Origin of the sequence: Vibrio xiamenensis (assembly GCF_900100015.1) — a bacterium.
Classification (GTDB): Bacteria; Pseudomonadota; Gammaproteobacteria; order Enterobacterales; family Vibrionaceae; genus Vibrio; species Vibrio xiamenensis.
Genome location: NZ_FNDD01000036.1, coordinates 1 through 1140, shown reverse-complemented (window position 1 = coordinate 1140; position 1140 = coordinate 1). Strand labels below are relative to the sequence as shown.

At 33.4% G+C, this 1140-nt stretch carries 1 protein-coding gene; it reads left to right on the top strand.

Features of this window, described 5'->3' with window-relative positions; translation table 11 throughout:
* Positions 1 to 152 precede the first annotated feature (152 nt).
* Complete coding sequence (locus tag BLS03_RS21830) at positions 153 to 944, top strand: DUF7738 domain-containing protein (protein WP_093278936.1); 792 nt, start codon at positions 153 to 155, stop codon at positions 942 to 944.
* Positions 945 to 1140: the final 196 nt, after the last annotated feature.

The following is a 1140-nucleotide window of genomic DNA, read 5'->3' as shown; positions in this document are numbered from 1 at the left end:
GCGTATATATCATTTAATGAGTTTTATGGTTCAAAGCCTGAAATTTCCTATATGATGCAAATTACTCCTGATAAAGAAACACAAATATCCAATAGAAAAAAATATTTTGGTTATTGAATATTCTATTGGCATTTATAAATGAAGTGTTTGATATGAAGAGAATGCTGGCATGTTTTTTGGTCACTTTATGTTCCGGCTGCTTTTCTGACGCCGATGACTTTGCATCAAAATCGTCAAATGTAGTCGAGAAAATCAAAAGTGCCGATGTTTCACAGCTGGTAAGCGATACATTTGATCTGGATGATAAAGCGAATACTAGCTCTCTTCTTGTACGTTTAGTGGTGACCAAAGATAACATTACCTTTGATGGTAAAACGCTAAGTTTTGATATGCCGTTTAAAGATTGGATAGAAGTACTTGGTGATGATTATATACAAGGAGGAAGGGATAATTTTGCTGGGGGATTTTCTGAAGATCGTTTTATCTATCCTAAGTTAGGCCTAGACATAGAACTGCTATTAAATGATAGAGATCCAAAATCTAATTGGAATAATGATGATAAAGGCAGTTTAAAAGATCCTTTTGGGCGATATGTTAGGGTGGTTCGAGTGATGCTGAGCTCACATTTGAAAAATTTTGAATTTGATTTTGATAAAAAACGAAGTAGCCATGTTTTTAATACCATGTCAGCAAGTTATGCTATTAATTTTTTTGGTGCAATAGTAGATAGTCATACTCCAAAGTCAAATGTATTAGATTATTCACAGGGCTTAACACATAGCGGACATTTTAATTCTATAAGAACGAGTTCATTGGAAGGTAACCAAGCATCAATTGCTTATAATGCTTTTTTTGGTTCAAAACCAGAGATATCTTATATGATTCAAATTTATCCAGATAAAGAAACACAAATATCCAATAGGAAAAAATATTTTGGTTATTGAATATTCTATTGGTATTTATAAATGAAGTGTTTGATATGAAGAGAATGCTGGCATGTTTCTTGGTCACTTTATGTTCCGGCTGCTTTTCTGATGCCGATGACTTTGCATCAAAATCGTCCAATATAGTCGATAAAATTAAACACACCGATGTTTCACAGCTGGTAAGCGATACATTTGATCTGGATGATAAGGCGAA

Excerpts from the sequence above, each read along its gene's own strand:
- BLS03_RS21830 (WP_093278936.1), top strand. The coding sequence starts at position 153 with ATGAAGAGAATGCTGGCATGTTTTTTGGTCACTTTATGTTCCGGCTGC.